The sequence below is a fragment of the Alteromonas sp. ABD4_190 genome, assembly GCF_056160105.1.
This window is the reverse complement of record NZ_JBSWWN010000001.1, coordinates 2,418,539-2,436,342: the sequence shown is the minus strand read 5'-3', so window position 1 is coordinate 2,436,342 and position 17,804 is coordinate 2,418,539. Positions and strand designations below refer to the sequence as shown.

Genomic DNA, 17,804 nt, shown 5'->3' with positions numbered 1-17,804 from the left:
GCATTAACGCTCTGAAGCAACCAATGCCACAAGCACTACACGCTTGCGATCGCCAGAGTAGGGGCGACGGCCGTGCATGGCGCGATAGTTATCGACAATTGCCACGTCCCCGTCTTGCCACTCTAAATCAAACGTGAAGTCTTCAGAAAGCTCAGCAATGCGCTCTAGCCCTTCTTTCGGGATAGCGCTGCCGTCACCAAACGTAATTGCTGAAGATGGGTTCTCGCGAACGCCTTTCCAGCCCATGTAAGCTGCAATAAGCTGGTTGTAGAACACTTCAGAACCGTCAGCTAACTCAATGACTGCTGGAAGTACAGGCGTAATAGCTTTTAAGCTACCATCTTCCATCCACTCCCAGCTGTAACCTAGTTCTTTAAGCTTAGCTTCACCCTCTTCTACGGTTTCAACACTTAACGTGCTTTTCCAGCTACGGCCCTGACCAGAGTTAGCGTCATCAGCCGCTGGCATGGTGGTGGTGTACTTCAGACCTTTCTCTTTGAAATCACTTGCCAATTCAGGGTTCTCTGCCTTCAATGCTTCAAACAATTTGTCTGAACGACACAGCGGCGTAGCTCCGCCCTCATCTGCTGCAGTTTTACAAAAAAAGAAAAGCTTACTTGGAGAAATAGGGGTTTGAGCCATTTCGTGATGAAGAAAAATTTCTACATCTTTAGGTGCTTCGTTAGCAGTAAATACACGCTCGGTATAGTTAATACGCACCGCGTTAGACAGCGACTCTTGATAAGTAAAGTTAGGATAGCCGAAGCCTGCTGAAAAAACGTCAAAGGTCTCTGCTGAATCAAGAGGGAACCCTCTAAAAAGCAGCGCACCTGATTTAGCAAGTTTTGCCTCTAGTTCTGCCTGATTCGCTTTAACAAACGCAACCGTTTCTTCTACAGTGGAACAGCTTTCATTGTTCACGACTATTTCAGGGAACACGCCGCCGTTGTAGTTGTGCTGAGTAGGTACGCGTGCATACGCTACCGCAGAGCTGTCATTGACGTTTTTCATAGTTTACTCCTAGTCGTAAATGGGGTGGAAACGATTAAAGGCTGCTTCGCAGAAGTGACCCGGATCGTTAAATCGACGATTCATGTTTAATGCAGAAATAGCCTGCATTTCACTTTCACTTAATGAGAAATCGAAAAGCGCCAAGTTCTCTTTCATGCGTTCTACTTTTGACGTTTTCGGAATAATCGCGTTGCCGCGCTGAATACCCCAACGCAATACAATTTGCGCTGGCGTTTTACCGTGGGCTTTTGCAGCAGCTTTCACTACGTCCTGCTGAAGTACTGATTCAGTCTGGTCAGCCATTTCAAGCTCTAAGTAAGAAAGCGCACCTAAAGGCGAGAACGCGGTAACATTTAAACCGTAGTCTTTTGCTAAACGAATTAAACGTTCTTGGGTAAGGTACGGATGAGATTCAATCTGTAGCATAGCTGGCTTAATGCGCGCATAGCTCATTAGGTCGTTAAGCAACCCTGTGTTGTAATTACACACACCAATTTGTTTTGCTTTACCGCTATCTGCGAGCGCTTCCATGGCTTCCCATGTTTTGTGAAGCGGCACAGGAGCAAGCTCCATCTTTGGTTCAGCTGCATCAGGGTCGTAAAACCACTCTGGCGGATACCGTGTTTCGATTGGCACGAACTTTTGCGCGATCGGGAAATGGATAAGGTATAAATCCAGGTAGTCTAGCTGTAAATCAGATAGCGTTTTTTCAAGCGCTAGCTCTACATGCTCAGGGGCGTGAAAGGTGTTCCAGAGCTTCGAGGTTACCCACAACTCTTCTCTGGTACATAAACCTTCATCAATAGCGCGCTTTATGCCTTCACCTACTTCTTTTTCGTTACCATAGTCTGCTGCGCAGTCTAGATGGCGATATCCAGCTTTAATTGCTTGGTATGTTGTTTCAGCACAAATGGCGGTATCTACTTTCCAAAAGCCAAAACCTACCTCAGGTATCTTATTCATTGCTTCATTCACCTTAGAATTTGTTGCATTAAGCTAATTAGTTTTACTTTAACACTATGCTCTTGTATAACTTCAGCTTCAAACTTTAGTCTTGTATAAGACATAAGTTATTACACAGGCACTCTTATGTCAACAAAGTGTTAACAAGCTAAATTAAAAGATCGAGTTTGGCTTCTAATGGTGGGATTGAATAACGTTTGTACCCTAATTTAGTGGCGGATATTTTAAGCGGACGTTTATCTATGTCCGCTTTTTAGGAAAGGGTCAGCAGTGTGGGCGATAGAAATGGCATAGAGCCGACTAGAAATGAAGCATGTCAATCAAGTTCAACTTGATAGTGATAATGGTCGGTTCTGCATTTACTCTCTCGATACTCTATTAACTTGCCATCAATAGATTCTGTGACACGAGTGACCAAAAGTAGCGGTGTTCCTTTTTCAATACCCAAGCTTTTCGCATCACTTTTTGATGCAAGAACGGCTTTAATGCTGTCACGGGTTTTAAACACGGTCTGGTTATAATCAGTTTGATAAAAGTGATACAAGGTATGCGGAATATCTTCGCGCAGGTGAATTTCGGGAAACATTTTGAAAGGCAAGAATATGGTTTCTAGCATACAAAATTCGTTTTCGAGTATGCGTCTGCGTTTAAGCTTTATCGTTTTGTCTTTTGCCGTTAAAGCAAGTGCAGCTTGGACTGTTTCACTTGGTTCAACCAGCTCTTTACTGATGAGTTCTGCTTTAGGTAAATCAGCGCCCTTGCCGTCAGCTTGCAGGGGAAAGAAACGAAATAACGCATCTTGAGCGGTATGTTCAGAAACGAATGTACCCACCCCTTGTCTGCGGGTTACAATTTTTGTGTCAGTAAGCAGTGTTAATGCTTTGCGAACGGTTCCTTGGCTCACTTTGAACTCGTCTGCAAGTTTGAACTCACTAGGCAACATCTCACCAGGTTGCCATCGACGCTCCACAATAAGTTGCTTAATGTATTCAGCTACCTGTTGGTATAGAGGCTGAAAAGCGAGACTCGGACCGCTGAGTTTGTGATCGAACTGAGATGAAGACATGAACCCTAACCTAAACGCTTAATTATTGTTTTTATATCATACACAAGATTTATAGCGCATTTTTGACTTAAATCACATACATCGTAGGAATAACATACATGCTCTTGGAAACACTACTCCCCATGTTCGCCCTTTTAGGTCTTGCGACGCTCCTGCAAACATTAAGCGGGTTTGGCTTTGGGTTAATGGTAGTGTCTAGCTTTACCTTGTTCGGTATTATGCCGCTTACCGCAACTACATTCATGGTAAGCTTTTTAAGCCTTTTTAACTCAGTAAGTCTAGTTGCCAGAAATCGTGAACAGATTAACACGCGTGCATTTAAAATCTTACTCATTAGCGGAATCCCTTTTATGGCAGTTGGCTACACGCTGCTAGAATACTTATCAATAGGCATGGCAACCTGGTTAAACCTATTGCTGGGCTTCGCTATTTTAAGCTGCTGCGGGCTTTTACTGGTTAAAAGAAAACGTGGGCAGCCGTCTGGTAGTGCCTTTGGTTTTACTGTTGCGGGCGGTCTTGGAGGAATGTTAGGCGGGCTTTTCTCTACGTTCGGTCCGCCTGTGGTATTTCAGTGTTACAGACAAGCCTGGCCAATCAATGAAATACGCTTTACTTTGTTGGCCGTATTTAGCGTAACCGCATTAATACGTCTTGCTATAGTACCTTTTGGTACACTCCCTTCAATAGACGTTATGATTTCTGCACTACTCGCAGTGCCAGTCATTCTTATATTTACACGACTAGGCCGCGTGCTCGCTGCGCGAGTTTCAACATCTTCGGTAAGGTTACTAGCGTTAACCATGCTTGCGCTAAGTGGCGTCACGCTAATTGTGAAAAACATAAGCTTTTAAACCCTTTTAGCGCAAATTTTGATTACAGAGAATTGAACTTAATGAGCTACAAGCGCAAGACAGCAAAGAACATACCTCGATCTAAATCTTCATAATTTGCTAATTGCAGATTGACACCCAAGTTACATTTCATTAACTTATGTCTTATATAAGACACTAAGGGTAATGTAGAAATGAGTAACGCTTTTTGTGTAACTGAACCAGATTGGAACGATATTGAAGCTGCTGACATCACTGAGCAGCCCTTTTTGTCTGACGATAAAACACTTGTTGTCCCCACTCAACATGGCGAGTTGAGCCTAAGTATCAGTCAGTTTGGCTTACGCATTCAAAGTGATGCAAACGCAACTGATGACTTTGAAATGCTTACACAAGCACCCGATAAGCAAATATTGGTACTTTCCGGTGACAAGTCTCACAGTACCTTGGCAGCAGGTGATTATCGATTAGAAATTTTTGCCGCTCCTCTTCATTTCAAGCTGTATAAAGATGACGTTTTAGTTCAGCAAAGCGCCACCGACGGCCACTTTGTGCGCCAGCATCGTTTACCGCCCTTTGCTAAAACAGACAGCGGATGGTTAGTGAGCCTGGAGCTTGGTTATGATGAGGCGGTTTACGGTCTTGGAGAGAAATGGGGCAAGCTTGATAAACGCGGCCAGCTAATTCGCTCATACAACCACGACGCTTTAGGCGTAAACGCCGAAAAGTCTTATAAAAACACACCTTACGCATGGAGTCCTGAAGGCTGGAATTTATTTGTGCACACTCCAGCACCAGTCACCCATGGAGTCGGCTACGCACTTTGGTCACAGCGAGCGTATGTGTGTTTAGTTGAAGATGGCGTACTCGACATGTTCTTGTTTCATCAAGACTCGCCAGCTAAAAGCCTTCAAACCTACAGCGAGTTAACTGGCTTTGCGCCAACGCCGCCTACATGGAGCTTAGGCGTAATCCTGTCTAAAGCGTATTATAAAGATGCCGACGAGTTACTTGCCGTTGCCCGAGAAGTGCGCGAAAAGAATATGCCTTGCGATGTTATTACCCTTGACGGTCGCGCATGGCAAGACACTGATACCCGTTTTGCCTTTGAGTGGGACCCTAAGCGCTACGAAGACCCACAGCCGGTTATTGATGAGCTCAAAGCCTTAGGTTTCAAGATCTGTGTATGGGAATATCCCATGATCTCAGTGAAAAACCCTCTTTATAAAAAAGCTGCAGAAAAAGGCTGGCTGATAAAGGATAAGCGCACTGGCGAAGCGTATCGCTATGAATGGGACTTGAGCCCATTTGGGGAAGTGCTTACGCCCCTGCCAGACTCCGGCATTTTAGACTTTACCCACCCTGAAGCTTACGAGTTTTGGAAAACCTCGCATAAACCTCTTTTTGACCTTGGCGTAGACATGATCAAGGCCGACTTTGGCGAGCAGCTAGAAGACGACAATATGCTGTCGTATAGCAGTGATTCAGGCAATCGTCTACACAATGTTTACAGTATGCTTTATAACCGCTGCGTTTATGAGGCAGCTGCGGCTTACTGCAAAACTGGCCCGTTCTTATTTAGCCGTTCTGCTTGGACAGGAAGCCAGCGCTATCCATCACAGTGGGGCGGCGACCCGCAAGCCGATTGGCACGGCCTAGCGGCAAGTATTCGTGGCAGTTTGTCTTGGGGTATGTCAGGCGGACCTTTCTTTGCCACGGATATCGGCGGTTTTTACAAAGATACCCGAGATGCAGAGCTCTATGTACGATGGGCGCAAGCATCAGTATTTAGCGCCCACATGCGATTGCATGGTATTGGCCCTCGTGAACCCTGGTCATATGGTGATGAAGCATCAGATGCCGTGTTTGACGCATTAAAGCTGCGCTACAAGCTTATACCTTATTTAAAAGAAACCGCAGAAAAAGCATCTATTACGGGGCTGCCCGTTCAGCGGGCCATGGCGTTAGCCTTTCCTGACCAGCCGCTATCTCACGCTTTTGAGCAACAGTTTATGTGTGGTGATGACTTGCTGGTTGTGCCTTGTGTCGTGCCTGGCGGCAAAATTAAATACTACTTACCTAAAGGCGAGTGGGTGCGCTTTGGTACCGATGAAGTGGTACAGGGTGAACAATACATAGAAGAGATATTGGCACTTAATGACGTGGCGGTATTCATTCAAAAAGGCAGTCGCATTGTAATGGGCCCAGATGTTCAGCATACCGATATGGATATGTCGAATATTTCGCACTGGCCAGCATAGCGCTTAGGAGTAGTTCATGGATATTACCCTTACCCTACTGTCATGTATGGCATTTATGGCAATCGTTGCCGCTATCTCTTACATGAAAACCAAAGGGGAAGTTAACACACAAGATGGTTACTTCCTCGCAGGAAGAGGGCTGACCGGCACCTTTATAGCCGGGTCCATGATCCTTACCAACCTCTCCGCTGAGCAGCTTATTGGCTTAAACGGCTCTGCCTTCGGCTATAACCTTAGCGCGATGGCGTGGGAAGTAACCGCAGGTATCTCTACCATTATTATGGCGCTTATTTTCCTGCCTCGTTACTTAGCGGGTGCGTTCTCAACCCTACCTGAGTTTTTGCGAGACCGTTTCGACGACAGCGTGCGTAGAATGACGGTAGTACTATTTATGGTGGGGTATTCGTTAGTTACCATTCCATCGGTGCTTTACTCTGGCTCTATTGCCGTGCTTAGGCTTTTTGATGTACCCGGGCTTTTCAATGTAAGCTATGAGATGGGACTGGTACTTACCATCGTCATAGTCGGTACGATTGGCGCTCTCTATGCCATTTTCGGTGGTTTAAAAGCGGTAGCCGTATCAGACACGATTAATGGAGTTGGCCTTTTAATTGTGGGTTTATTGGTTCCCGTTCTTGGCTTGGTGGCCTTGGGCGACGGCAGCTTTAGCCAAGGTCTATCTACTATTGCTACCACAGAAACCGAAAAGCTCAACGCTATAGGCGGCGCTGACGATCCTGTCCCTTTAGGTACTATTTTTACAGGTATGATATTAGCTAACCTGTTTTACTGGGGTACAAACCAATACGTTATTCAGCGAACCTTGGGGGCTAAAAACCTGGTTGAAGGTCAAAAAGGCGTGCTGTTCTCTGGCTACTTTAAAGTGCTTGTGCCCTTTATGATGATGCTACCTGGCGTTATTGCTTATCACTTATATCAAGACGAAAATCTTCAAACCATCGACCTCGCCTACCCCCATTTGGTTAAAGATGTACTCCCACAGTATTTGTCGGGTTTCTTTTTAGCAGTATTGCTTGGTGCCGTGTTTAGCTCTTTTAATTCACTGCTTAACAGTGCTGCCACCCTATTTTGCTTAGACGTATACAAACCCTTCAAAAAAGACAAAGTGAGCGACGAAAAGCTTATTCGCGTTGCCAAGATCACCAGTATTGTTATTGCTGTGCTCTCTTTTATCACGGCGCCGCTGCTTATGTTTGCCCCTGAAGGATTGTGGCAAATCATTCGCATATTTACCGGCTTTTACAATATTCCCGTTATCACTATTGTGCTTGTTGGCTTATTTACAAAACGCGTTCCTGCGCTGGCGGCAAAAGTCGCGATTATCTTCCACGTAATTGCCTATGGACTGCTTAAGTTTGTATGGGAAGTCGATATTAACTTCATTCATATTTATGCCATTTTATTCGCTATAGAACTGACCATTATGTTAACCATAGGTAAGCTCTATCCAATGGCTACACCATGGCACTTTACGCCGAAGGCCGAAGTTAATATGACCCCATGGCGCTACGCTATCCCCTGCGCGATTGTGCTGGTTGGTCTTATTGCTACCTTGTATTTGATGTTCTCCCCAGTGGGCTTTGTAGGCGGAATCAGTAACATCTTTATACCGGCTCTAGTTGGCTTGTGGGCAAGCTGTTTCGCTGCCATAGGCATTAGCCTTAAATGGTGGCGAGTAAAATACGAGCAAGGCCTAAAGCGCCTTGCTTCCCAGCCGGCTTAAACTAAACGCTTCTGTATAGAAAAAACACAAAAAAATTAACATAACGTTTGCAAACGACTTAACAATTGTTTAACTTAATTACTCTTATATAAGACATCAGACGAAAGATATCTTTTATAAAGGCTGGTAATGATAAATCACATAGTGCGCCATTTTAAATGATGCCCCTTGTGTAGCTAAAAAAAATAAAAAACCAAACACCGTCTACGTACAACGGTTGATATATAAAAAAAGTGTTGGCCATTGTTAGTTAGAGCGAGATAAGCGAAATACCCTGGAGAACAACATGAATACAAAAAGATCGATCATTAGTAAGGCGGTAACCCTTGCTATGACATCTGGCTTGCTGCTTCACGCAAATGGCTATGCGCAAGATGCAGAGACCGAACAAACTAAAACAGCTAAAGACGACAAGTCATTCGAGCAAATTGTCGTTACCTCACAGAAACGTGTACAGAGTATTAGCGACGTCCCTGTAGCAGTATCCGTATTACGCGGTGACCAGATAGAATCGGCTTTCGCAAACAATGTTGAAAATCTTCAAGCGCTTGTTCCATCAGTAAGTTTCCGCAAAGGTACAACAACCCGTAACTCTGCACTAACCGTTCGTGGTATTGGCACAATTTCATTTAGTATCGCCGCCGAGCCAAGTGTGGCGACAGTGGTAGATGGTGTGGTACTAGGCCGCTCAGGACAGGCTTTTGCCGATTTATATGACGTTGACCGCATCGAAGTGCTGCGCGGCCCACAAGGCACCCTTTTTGGTAAAAATGCATCAGCCGGCGTAGTCAACATTACCACTAAAGACCCTTCGCAGGAACTAACCGGTAGCCTTTCTACCGAATTCTACCAAGATAACGAGTATCGTTTAAAAGGCACGGTGAGCGGTGGTTTAACAGACGACCTTTCAGCTAGCCTGACCGTGTTCCAAGGTAAATTCGACGGCTACATCGATAATGTTTATAACAACGAAACGGTAAACGGCTATGATCGAGAAGGTGCGCGTGCGGTAGTCCTCTACGAACCAACCAACGACTTAAAAGTTAAGTTTATTAGCGAATTTTACAGTGCTGATGACGACTGTTGTGCCGATTTAGAAGGCGTATCAAGCGGTCGTAATCCAGAATCAGAAGCAGCACCTAGCAGTGCAACTATTGCTGACGGCATTGATTTAGAACAGCGTCAAATCGACCACGATTTTGAGTCTCGCACCATCGACGACCACTCAGCTTTCTCTGTGCAAGTTGATAAAACTGTCGGCGACTATACTTTCACCTCAATCACAGCCCAGCGCTCATGGGAAAACACTGAATTCCGCGAAGGTGACTTTACCTCAATTGCTGGCGACAGCGACCAGCCAGTGTTCGGCGTACCTTTCCAACTGCACGATGTGGGTGAGCAGGAATGGAGTCAGTTTTCTCAAGAATTCCGTGTTGCTTCAAACCTAGCAGGCCCGTTTAACTTCCTGGCGGGTATGTTCTATTGGAACATGGATTCAGAGCGTAACTTCACTCGCGATGCAAGTTGCCAAAACAATAACCTTCAACTTGACCAAGCACTGACATTCTATGCGCAGAATAACCTGTCTGGAGACGACCTAACTAACGCGCTTTCAGACCTCGACGCCTATGCAGATTCATTAGGTGTGTCGTGCAATGCGAACGATATTGTTTCTGCCACAGCGTTTATGAGCACTGAGTTTAATAACTGGGCAGTATATGGCGATGGTACTTACGATTTAAGCGATGATATGCGCCTTATCTTCGGCCTTCGCTATACCGACGATGAAGTGTCTTACAAGCATCGCCGCATCAGCAACGATGAATATGGACGTCGTGGTGTTGGTGTGCGCCCTGCTACCGAAAATACAGATGCCGAAGGCGTGGTAGATGAAACCAATCTATCCGGCCGTGTTGGTCTTCAATACGATCTCGACCAAAATCAGATGGTATATGCCACCTACTCTCAAGGCTACAAAGGCCCTGGTTTCAACGTTTACTATAACTTTAATCCAGTCAACGATGGTCGACCTATCGGCGCTGAAGAATCTGACGCTTTCGAGATAGGCTACAAGTACGCAAGTCGCGACCTATTGTTAAACGTTGCCTTGTTTAGCACCGACATTGAAGGTTTCCAAGCGAATAACTTCGACTGTTCAGACGGTGCATGTATTACCCGTCTTACTAATGCCGGTGATGTTACTACGCAAGGTATCGAGCTTGATATGATGTGGAATGCAACCGACAACCTTACTTTAATCGGTGGTGCTGCATACACAAAAGCAGAAATTGATGAGTTTAATTGTCCGATTGAGACTATAGTGAATGGCGATGAGCCACCGAGATGCGATACACGTTCAGGTGACGATGTACCATTCTCTCCTGATTTAAAATATTCACTTTCAGCTGAATACTTTATGGAAACAGAGCACGGTTTCGATGTTTACTATAACGCTTCGTATATTTACACCGACGAACAGTACTCTGACTTACCGGGAAATGTTGGAGGATTCAATCCTCACTCATTGCTACCTGACTACAGCATGCTTAACGCAAGCGTAAGTTTCTCATTCAAAGACGATGCATTCCGCGTATCTTTGATTGCTAAAAACTTACTTGATGAAAGCTATGCAACAACGTATAGCGGCGATAACTTTCGTTATCAAATTCCTCGCGACGCAGACCGTTACTATGGCGTAGCCTTCAAAGCACAATTCTAAACCTTCAAAGCGTGTGTGTTTAAAGGGGCGTATATACGCCCCTCTTTTTTGAGTGCGATTGTTCAAGCGCTTAGACAGCAGAAACGTAATTAGCTAACGCCTTCCTGTCCCTACATATATTGCGCGTTAATTTAGCTCGTCGTGTTTATGATGATGAGAATGGGCATGCAAATGATCATTTTCATCACGGCATGGCTCCCCTGGTAGTTCAAACTCTACGGTTGTATGTGCAAGTGCAAATGGCGAAAGACGTTCATGCACCTGTGTTTTTAACTGGCGTAACTTGTCATTGTCGATTGCACAATTAATAACGACATGAGCGGTGAGTACATGTTGTTCACCATCTAAAGACCAAAAATGTAAATGATGAACTTCTTCAACATGCTCCATAGACAGCAACGCTTGGCTAATAGCCTTTCGCGTAAATTCATCAGGCACACCTTGTAAGAACAATGACATTGTCTGCACAACGTATCTCACTACGTTTATTAATATAAAGAGGGTAAAACCAATCGATAATATTGGGTCGAGAATGGGCCAATCTACAAAATGAAGTACAATGGCCACAATAAGCACCGCCACCCAACCCATCGCATCTTCAATTAAGTGCCAGTTAAGCACTTTCTCATTCATTGAATGGCCGCCATGAAGTTTATAGGCCGCGAGGCCATTTACCAGAATACCCAATATCGCGAGCCCTATCATGCCTTCCGTCACAGGCATCTCTGGGTTATAGAGACGGGGGATGGCCTCAGACATTACCCAAATTGAACCAAGTACTAAAATGAGACCGTTAATCATGGCTCCCATTAAACTTAGCCTTTTGAAGCCATAGGTATACTTTTCGGTGGAGGCTTTGTGACCTAGTTTACTCAAGTACCAGGCTAATCCAATTGAGAGGGAATCGCCTAGATCATGAACAGCGTCTGCCATTATAGCCACACTGTTAGTGAGCCAACCGCCGATAAACTCAATAATGGTAAAGGTAAAGTTCAGCCAAAATGCCCATCCGATACGAGTGGAGTCTTCTTTAGAAGAAGTAGTGTCGACATGATGATGATTATGCATGGGCTATACTCTTTTTGTGCTATAGAGAAAGCTTATCGTGAAGCACTATTTGTTGCGAGCGAAATGCTCAAAACACCTTATTAACAACAGTGCCTTTTAATTTGTAAATGACGAGTGAAACGCCAAATTAAACTTTTTCAAAGAAATATCAAAAATAATATAAATCATTGATATTAAGATTGTTTTTATATTTATTGACGATATATACCTATTCTACTAAATGTTAATTTTTTGAGAACAGTATTGATCTTTACGTGTCAGTGGCTTAATGTAATGTAAGCGCTTTCAAACAGCCATTTTTATTTGACCCACTTTGTAAGCGCTTACACAAGCTTTTTACGTGGCATTTGCCACAACATAAAAACCCAATTTCTTTTGATCAGGGCTGAAAACAATGACGAAAAAAGCATCTCAACTCTCGCGGATAGCTGCCGCGATCTCAGTCACAACCCTATTTGGCTGTGGAGGTGGAGCAACAACCTCTACAGATATCGACGTTGTTGACGCAACGGTTCCCGTTACCGACTGGGAGCTTGTTTGGAGCGACGAGTTCGATGGAACCAGTATTAACGATGATAACTGGACCCATGAAGTAAACTGTGACGGTGGCGGTAACAATGAAGCCCAATGCTACACAGACAGTGAAGACAATTCATTTGTGTCTGACGGTAGCCTGAAAATTGTTGCGCTTCCTGCCGAAGAAGGTGCCCCAAAACCGTATACGTCAGCCCGATTAATTACTCAGTATAAAGCCGATTTCAAATACGGCCGTTTTGAAATGCGCGCTAAGCTACCAGAAGGTCAAGGTAGCTGGCCAGCATTTTGGATGATGCCTACTGATTCAGTATATGGCGGCTGGCCGCGCTCTGGTGAAATCGACATTATGGAAGCGGTAAACCTGAAAGCAGCAGACGCAGAAGGTAACCCAGAAAACCATATTTACGGCACCCTTCACTATGGTCAAGAATGGCCGAACAATGATAGCTCTGGTCAAGCATATTCTCTTCCTGATGGCGCGAACCCAGCTGATGACTTCCATACCTACGCTATAGAGTGGCAGGAAGGTGAAATTCGCTGGTACATGGACGGCTACTTGTATGCCACCCAGCGTCGCTCTGAGGTGCGCTATAACGCAAATGGTGATGCAACAGGTCTTTCCCACCGCGGTTGGTACACTGAGTACTTCGACCAAATTACCGGTGAACTTGAAACCCAATGGAATAACGCCCCTTACGATCAAGATTTTTACATGATCCTTAACTTTGCTGTAGGTGGGAATTGGCCTGAAGCCGTTAACGAGACGGGTATAGATGCAGATGCATTCGTAGACGGTCAAACGTTCGAAATTGACTACGTACGCGTTTACGAGTGTGCCTCTGACCCAGAAACAGGTAAAGGTTGTGAAACGGTTCGCCCCGGCTACGACAGTGTAGACGATGCTTTGGTTGAAGGCGCTGCTCCCATCCCGTCGCCCCCTTCTACCGGTATTCCACAAAATCTAACGATTTTTGATGGTACACCTAACCCAAACTGGCCAGCGTGGGATTGCTGTGGCGGCACTACACCAGCGCTAGTTGAAGATGCAGAACAAGGCCAAGTTTATGAATTTACAATAAACGAAGCACCTACTGTAATGGGTTTTATTAGCCGTGGACAATTTATTACTGACCCTGAAGGTGAAGCCTCTCCTTTTGATGCATCTCCAATAGAAGAAACCGGCAGCGTTAAATTTGATCTGAAGGTAGCATCGCTTCCAAACAATGCCACCACAAACTGGCTATTTAAAATTGAAAGCTCTGAAGGCTCTACCGCGGCTGAACTGCCGTTGATGAGTGGTTACGTGGGCCCAGCAGATACTGAGGGCGATACCCCAGAACAAGGCGTGTGGGAGTCTTATGAATTCCCACTAAGTGCGCTTGCTGAAGCAGGCTTAGATACCAGCGCTATTGATGTCATTATGGTGTTTCCTGCCTGGGATACTGGAAATGGCGCAGTTTATCGCATGACAAACGTTGAAATTTCACAAGAAGGTGGTGTTACCTACCCAGAACTCACTATCTTCGAAGATGGCCAAAACCCTGATTGGCCTATGTGGGACTGCTGTGGTGGCTCTACGCCAACTGAAGAAATGGACGATGAAGAGCACGGTTTAACTGCGGAATTCCGCATTGGCGCTGAACCTACCGTAATGGGCTTTATAACTCGCTCTGCCGCTGGTGGTGGTGATACGCCGTTTGATGCAACAGCATTAACGGACGGTGGACTACTGCAATTCGATATGAGAGTAGTAAGCGCTCCAAACAATCCAGATTCAACATGGCTCTTTAAAGTTGAGTCAAACGATGCAGCAACCGCTGTAGAGCTTCCATTAGCGGATAGCGTTGAAGGTCAGGCTCCTGTTGAAGGCGAGTGGCAGACATACACTTTTCCTATTTCAGATTTGCAGGCCCGTGGTTTAGACGTTAGCGCCATTGACGTAATCATGGTGTTCCCAGCTTGGGGTTCTGGCGAAGGTGCAGTATACCGCTTAGATAACGTAAAAATATACCACCCTGACAGTGGTCAAGAAGCGCCTTCAGCGTCTGGCATTACCTTGTTTGCAGACACTGCGGCAGACCAATGGCGTATTTGGGATTGCTGCGGTGGCTCAACACCTACAGAAGAAATTGATGATGCAGAGCACGGTACAGTAGCTGAGTTCCGTATTGGAGCAACGCCAACTGTTATGGGCATCATTGCTGATGACGGTCACTCTTACGATGCGTCAGCACTACTAACTGATGGTGCTGTGCGATTTGAAATGAAAGTAAGCGCTATGCCTAATGATGCTTCAGCGCCTTGGTTATTCAAGATTGAGTCTATCGACGTGTCATCAGCAGTAGAACTACCCATTTCAGCTAGCCTTGAAGGTGTAGACCCGGTTGAAGGCGAATGGCAAACCTATACCTTCCCTCTTCAAACGCTGTACGACTTAGGTCTGGATATCAGTGCAATCAACGTCATCATGATGTTCCCTGCATGGGGCTCTGGTGAAGGCGCAGTGTACCGCGTCGATAACGTTGAAATTGCAGCGCAATAGCAAAGCATATGTTGCCTAAGCGGAGCTTGGGCAACATACGAAATTGATAAGAATTAGTAGGGCAATTATGAAAAACACATCTTTTAAAAAGACCCAACTTGCCACATCAATGGCTTTGTTGATGGGCTCTTCACTTGTACTACCCGCATATGCTCAAGAAGCAGAAGCAGCAATACCTGCAGAAGGTGAAGTAGAAGTTATTCAAGTTAGTGGTATTCGCGGCAGCATGATCCGTTCAATGGATTTAAAGCGCAGCTCAAGTGGTGTAGTAGACGCCATATCAGCTGAAGAGCTAGGTAAATTTCCTGATACAAACCTAGCGGAAGCACTGCAACGCATTACCGGTGTCACCATCAGCCGAAATAACGGTGAAGGTAGCCAAATTACCGTTCGTGGTTTTGGTCCTGAGTTCAACTTGGTAACCCTAAACGGCCGTCAAATGCCTGGTACTGGTTTTACCCGTTCTTTTGACCTCGCTAACCTTTCATCTGAAGGCGTAAGCACGCTAGAACTTCAAAAAACGGCTCGTGCAGAAAACCCGAGTGGTGGCTTAGGTGCTACGGTAAACATCATTACCATGAAGCCGCTAGCCCAGTCGGGGCAAAACGCTACTATTTCAGTGAAAGGTATTTACGATACGTCGAACGAAGAAGGTGACGATGTAACCCCTGAAATTGCGGGTGTTTACACAAATACTTTCGCCGATGACATGTTCGGCTTCGGCGTATCTTTTTCGCACCAAGAGCGTGATTTCCAGCAGCAGTCGGCAAATATTCAAGGTTGGGTACTTCAAGAGAATGATGCACTGCCTGAGCTAGATCCAAGCGACGTTGTTGATAACCGTACTAATATTACAAATGCGGCTTTCTTCCCGAAAGACATGAACTACAGCATTAATGACGTACAGCGCGAACGCTCAAATGGGCAGGTTACTTTCCAGTTTCGTCCTGTTGACGAGTTTACCGCGACTATCGACTACACAGCGTCTCGCGCAACCACCGGAACTAACAGTGTAGGTTGGGGTATTTGGAACAATTTTGGTGCTAACATCAATGCTTACGAGCTTGATGAAAATGGTACGGCTGTTTATGCAGACATCAGTGGCGATGACGGCTCGTTTACCGCAAGCCGCAACACTACCCGCGTTGATGCACGCTCACTGGGTGTAAACTTAGACTGGATGGTCAATGACGATTGGCACTTCCGTTTGGATTATCATGATTCTTACAACAAAACCGACAATGGTTATGACGAAGGGTTAGGTAGCGCTGGACAGATCATTCTTGGTTCAAACCAGTTAGAATCTAAAATTTATGACTACCGTGAAGGTGAAATCCCTCAGGTCTTCGTTAACTGGAATAACGGCACTAATGAAATTTTGCCGGGTGAAATTGACTCTAACTTCAGTCAGTTCATCTATTCACCAGGACGCTCTGACATTGAACAGTTGCAGTTAGACGGTACTTGGTATAACTCAGCGTGGGATATCCCGCTTGTCAAAATCGATTTCGGTGTAGCTCGCACAGAACAGTCTTTGACTGGCTTTACCGCATGGAGCGGACTACGCGGCGGACCTGGCTTTAGCCCATCGTTCACTGAAATTTTCCCAGACAGCATGTTCGTTCGCAACGACACCTCAGGCTTCCTAGACGCTTTTGATGGTGGTGGTGCGAGCATGAACCCAGGCTATTATTACACCTTTGACTTTGATGAAGCCATTGCGCGTCAGCTTCAATTTATCACTGCCGACGTTGTGGGCGAAAGCAACGCGTACTCTATCGACCCGTACTTCAGCGGCGCACCTTCAGTAAGCAATGTAGAAGAGACAACCGACTCAATTTACGTACAGACCGAGTGGGACTTTGACGTTAGCGATTACTACGTTCAAATTAACGCTGGTCTTCGCTACGAAGAAACAGAAGTACCTAGCACGGCTGAAGTTCGCGTACCTATTCAAGTAAACTGGGTTGCAGCTGGTGAGTGGATCACTGTTTTCCAAGACGGTGTTGAAGAGCAAGACTTTACCGGTAAGTACGATGTACTGCTTCCTATGTTCGACGTGAAAGTTGATGTTACTGACGACATTGTTGCCCGTTTCTCTTGGGGTAAATCAATTACTCGCGCACCTATCGGCTTTTTACAAGGCGGACGTTCATTTAGCGGAAGCCCTAAAATCGGTTCAAGAACAGTGTCTGAAGGCAGTACCGATCTTAAGCCTTACGAGTCGACCAACTTAGACTTATCTTTCGAATGGTACTACGACGAAGCAAGCTATGCGTCTGTAGGGCTATTCAGAAAGTCGGTTAAGAACTACATCGATACGCAAGGTGCACTTGAAACTTTCGACGGTCTGAACGACATCTATCAAGGACCAAGATGGCAAGAAGCGGTATCAGCACTTGAAGCAGACGGAATCCAAGCTACTGACAGCAATATATACGACTACTTCTTGTCGGCGGGTTACGCCAACGCTGAAGGCGTAGTAGAGCCTAATTCAGATGATCCACTCATTGAGTGGAACGTGGTGAAGCCTCGTAACCTTAACGAATCAAAAACCGTAGAAGGCATCGAGCTTGCTGTTCAGCATACGTTTGGTGAAACGGGCTTTGGTTTTGGCGCTAACGCAACGCTGGTTGACGGTGACGTAGAGTACGACCCATACAATCTAGAACAGCAAAACCCGCTAGTAGGTATCAGTGATTCAGCTAACTTCCAAGTGTTTTACGAGAAAGAAGGTCTGTCTGTAAAAGTCACTTATGCATGGCGTTCAGACTATGTTGTTGGTATTGGTCAAGCGCAAGGTTCATCTGACAACCCAGCGACCCAGTTCGACACCTTTGGTCAGGTTGATGCCAGCATCAACTACGATGTAAATGAGCACCTAACGGTGTTCCTAGAAGGTGTAAACATCAACGACGAAACCGAGCGTGGTTATGGCCGCTTTGAAGAGCAATTCTTATTTGCCCGTCAGTATGGCCCTCGCTACACGCTAGGCGCTAGATATAGCTTTTAATTTTTCTATCTAACTTAAGTCAAAAAGCCATAACGTTGTTATGGCTTTTT

The 17,804-nt window shown here is 45.5% G+C and carries 10 protein-coding genes; 6 read left to right on the top strand and 4 right to left on the bottom strand.

Translation table 11 applies throughout. The features are described from left to right. Positions 1-3: 3 nt before the first annotated feature. From ACXAFM_RS10730 to ACXAFM_RS10720, 3 genes are all read right to left on the bottom strand, one after another. Positions 4-1,011: a TauD/TfdA family dioxygenase gene (locus ACXAFM_RS10730; RefSeq protein ID WP_474829337.1), complete on the bottom strand. Its 1,008-nt coding sequence runs from the start codon at positions 1,009-1,011 to the stop codon at positions 4-6. Between the two features lie 9 nt (positions 1,012-1,020). Then, complete coding sequence (locus ACXAFM_RS10725) at positions 1,021-1,974, bottom strand: aldo/keto reductase (RefSeq protein WP_081366557.1); 954 nt, start codon at positions 1,972-1,974, stop codon at positions 1,021-1,023. A 316-nt stretch (positions 1,975-2,290) separates the two neighbouring features. Further along, positions 2,291-3,040: a GntR family transcriptional regulator gene (locus ACXAFM_RS10720; RefSeq protein ID WP_474829334.1), complete on the bottom strand. Its 750-nt coding sequence runs from the start codon at positions 3,038-3,040 to the stop codon at positions 2,291-2,293. 98 nt (positions 3,041-3,138) lie between these two features. On the opposite strand from ACXAFM_RS10720, the gene ACXAFM_RS10715 reads away from it, so the two are divergent. The 4 genes from ACXAFM_RS10715 (at position 3,139) to ACXAFM_RS10700 (ending at position 10,594) form a co-directional block, all read left to right on the top strand. Beyond that, positions 3,139-3,891, top strand: a complete 753-nt coding sequence (locus tag ACXAFM_RS10715) for a TSUP family transporter (protein WP_474834542.1) — start codon at positions 3,139-3,141, stop codon at positions 3,889-3,891. A gap of 173 nt (positions 3,892-4,064) precedes the next feature. Next, a complete protein-coding gene (locus tag ACXAFM_RS10710) occupies positions 4,065-6,131 on the top strand; it encodes a glycoside hydrolase family 31 protein (protein WP_474834540.1) in 2,067 nt (688 codons plus the stop codon). 16 nt (positions 6,132-6,147) lie between these two features. Next, positions 6,148-7,875, top strand: coding sequence for a solute:sodium symporter family transporter (locus ACXAFM_RS10705; protein WP_474834538.1), 1,728 nt, complete (start codon positions 6,148-6,150; stop codon positions 7,873-7,875). A 286-nt stretch (positions 7,876-8,161) separates the two neighbouring features. Beyond that, positions 8,162-10,594, top strand: a complete 2,433-nt coding sequence (locus ACXAFM_RS10700) for a TonB-dependent receptor (RefSeq protein ID WP_474834536.1) — start codon at positions 8,162-8,164, stop codon at positions 10,592-10,594. A 126-nt stretch (positions 10,595-10,720) separates the two neighbouring features. On the opposite strand, the gene ACXAFM_RS10695 is transcribed toward ACXAFM_RS10700, so the two are convergent. Next, on the bottom strand, positions 10,721-11,662 hold the full coding sequence (locus tag ACXAFM_RS10695; RefSeq protein WP_474829324.1) for a cation diffusion facilitator family transporter: 942 nt from the start codon (positions 11,660-11,662) through the stop codon (positions 10,721-10,723). Positions 11,663-12,056: 394 nt separating this feature from the next. Here ACXAFM_RS10695 and ACXAFM_RS10690 point away from each other — a divergent pair, with 394 nt between their 5' ends. Together ACXAFM_RS10690 and ACXAFM_RS10685 are read left to right on the top strand one after the other, a co-directional pair. After that, positions 12,057-14,741, top strand: coding sequence for a family 16 glycosylhydrolase (locus tag ACXAFM_RS10690; protein ID WP_474829322.1), 2,685 nt, complete (start codon positions 12,057-12,059; stop codon positions 14,739-14,741). 67 nt (positions 14,742-14,808) lie between these two features. Further along, entirely contained in the window at positions 14,809-17,754 is a 2,946-nt protein-coding gene (locus ACXAFM_RS10685; protein WP_474834534.1) for a TonB-dependent receptor, read from the top strand. The last annotated feature ends 50 nt before the right edge of the window (positions 17,755-17,804 follow it).